The 2,090-nt window shown below is 55.1% G+C and carries 2 protein-coding genes; both read right to left on the reverse strand.

Annotated elements, in window-relative coordinates:
* The coding region (gene thiC / locus B2633_RS11985) for a phosphomethylpyrimidine synthase ThiC (protein WP_483170916.1) at positions 1-929 on the reverse strand (929 nt) is incomplete at its 3' end.
* Between the two features lie 18 nt (positions 930-947).
* On the reverse strand, positions 948-2,090 hold a 1,143-nt coding region (thiC, locus tag B2633_RS11990), incomplete at its 5' end, for a phosphomethylpyrimidine synthase ThiC (protein WP_483170917.1).

The following is a 2,090-nucleotide window of genomic DNA, read 5'->3' on the forward strand; positions in this document are numbered from 1 at the left end:
GAGGTGATATGGTCGTAGCCCGGCGCTACGTCGGTGGCTAATGTGCCCAGGATGAAGTAGGGGGCTCTGTTGCACAATCGCTTCTGCAGCAGCACCGTGGCCTCTACGTGATTCATGGGCACGTGTCCGGGGCCTTCCACCATCACTTGAACCCCGGCCGCCTGGGCTCTGGCCACCAGTTCCCCGGCCACTATCAGTCCCTGCAGCTGCGCTCCGTCGAGGGAATCAGCTGTAGAACCAGGGCGGATAGCGTCTCCCAGGCTCAAGGTCACATCATACTTTTTGAGGATCTCCAGCAAGCGGTTAAATTGTTCGTATAAAGGGTTTTCTTTTTTGTTGTGGAGCATCCAGCCGGTCAGGAAAGCGCCGCCCCGGCTGACAACATCGGTAACCCGGCCCATGTTCTGAAGCCGCCTGATAACATCGAAGTTTAAAGCGCTATGAATGGCCATAAAGTCTACACCGTCGGCGGCCTGTTTTTCTATGGCCTCGAACATGTCCTCCGCGGTCATGCCCACGATACTGCCCCGTCTATCGATGGCTTCAATGGCCGCCTGATAAATCGGTACACTGCCAACGGCAATGTTGGCTTTATCCAGTACCAGACGCCTCATCCCGTCTATGTCCCCGCCGGTGCTCAAATCCATCAACGCATCACACTCTGCCGCTTCTACGAAAGCCAATTTGCGCTCCTCCATGGCCACATCCTCGATGTCGCTGGAGGTGCCGATCAGAGCATTCACTTTGATACGCAGCCCCTCTCCGATGCCGCAATATTGAAAATCCTTGCGCTTGATGTTTCTGGGAATCACGATCCTGCCGGCGGCAACGCCCTCACGGACAGCCTGTACATCTAGATTTTCTTGAGCGGCTACCATTTCCATCTCCGGAGTAACTCTGCCCGCACGGGCAGCCAATACTTGAGTCATTTAGATCACCCTTTCTGCTTAACAGCTCACCTTGGAAACACCCAAATACCTGGATACGACTTCCATCGCGCAGTATTTGCCGCACATCGCGCATCCTGTCACGGTGTCATCGCTTCTCGTTTTTCTCATATATTCAGCCCTTTTGGGGTCTATAGACAGGGCGATCTGTTTAGGCCAATCCAAATCCTTTCGGGCCTTGGAGAGTTCGAAATCCCAATCGGCAGCTCCCCGCAAACCTTTGGCTACATCAGCCGCATGGGCTGCGATGCGGGCGGCCACCACTCCCTCCCGGACCTGGTCGGCATCAGGCAGGCCTATGTGTTCAGATGCAGTCACATAGCAGATAAATTCAGCGCCCGCCCAGGCGCTGACAGCCCCGCCGATAGCGGCGCTGATGTGGTCGTATCCGGCGGCAATATCTGTGACCACCGGGCCGAATACAAAATATGGCGCCCCTTTACACAGGCTCTTCTGTAGAACAATGGTAGCCTTTAACTGGTTCAGGGGGACATGGCCCGGGCCTTTGACCATTACTTGAACGCCTGCTTCTCTGGCTCTCCGTACCAATTCTCCCATCACCACCAGCTCTTGCACCTGGGCGCCGTCCAGGGAGTCGGCCAGGCAGCCAGGCCGCATCCCATCGGCGATGCTGAGGGTTACATCGTATCTGCGGGCAATCTCAAGAACCCGGTCATAGTATTCATACAAGGGATTTTCCCTGTGATTATGCAGCATCCAACCAATCAGGTGAGACCCCCCGTAACTGACCAGAGGATCAAGACGGTTCTCTTTTTTGAGCCGCTCCACAATGCTCATGGTGGTGCCGCAATGTAACGCCAGGAAGTCGACTCCATCAGCAGCCTGACGTTCAATTACATCAAACAGCGCTTCAACATCCATCTTTAAAGCGGTGCCGTATTTTTGGGCAGCCTCAGACACAGCCTGGTAATATGGCAGGGTCCCCAACGGCGTAGATGCAGCGGCCAGGTTTTCCCGGCGCATGGCATCGATATCGCCCTTTACGCTAAGGTCCATGATGGAATCTGTTCCCGCCTCAAGGGCCGCCTTAATCTTGGCAACCTCAGTGTCGATGCTATCCGTATCCGCATAAACTCCGACGCTGGCACTTACCTTGGTTCTGAGTCCACTACCAATACCAAT

Source organism: Syntrophomonas sp. UBA1041, assembly GCF_002316705.1.
Lineage (GTDB): Bacteria > Bacillota > Syntrophomonadia > Syntrophomonadales > Syntrophomonadaceae > DTU019.